Annotated in this window: 1 protein-coding gene; it reads left to right on the top strand. The window is 63.0% G+C overall.

Annotated elements, in window-relative coordinates; translation table 11 throughout:
- On the top strand, nucleotides 1-262 hold a 262-nt coding region (locus SB724_RS20655; RefSeq protein ID WP_410572796.1), incomplete at both ends, for a response regulator.

Genomic DNA, 262 nt, shown 5'->3' with positions numbered 1-262 from the left:
CGGGCACTCGCCATCACCCTCCGCGGTCAGGGTTATACGGTGGTGACAGCTGCCGACGGCGAATCGGGGCTGCACGCTGCGGCGCAGCGACCGGTCGCCGTCGTAATTCTCGATCTGGGCTTGCCGGACATGGACGGAACTACCGTGATCACCAAGCTCCGGGAATGGAGTACCGTACCGATCTTGGTCCTTTCAGCGCGCCACGGTTCCAACGACAAAGTGCTGGCGCTTGATGCCGGGGCGGACGACTACATCACGAAAC

Source organism: Bacillus sp. SIMBA_031 (assembly GCF_046535225.1).
GTDB lineage: Bacteria > Bacillota > Bacilli > Bacillales > Bacillaceae > Bacillus > Bacillus velezensis.
This window is presented reverse-complemented; position numbering and strand designations above follow the sequence as displayed.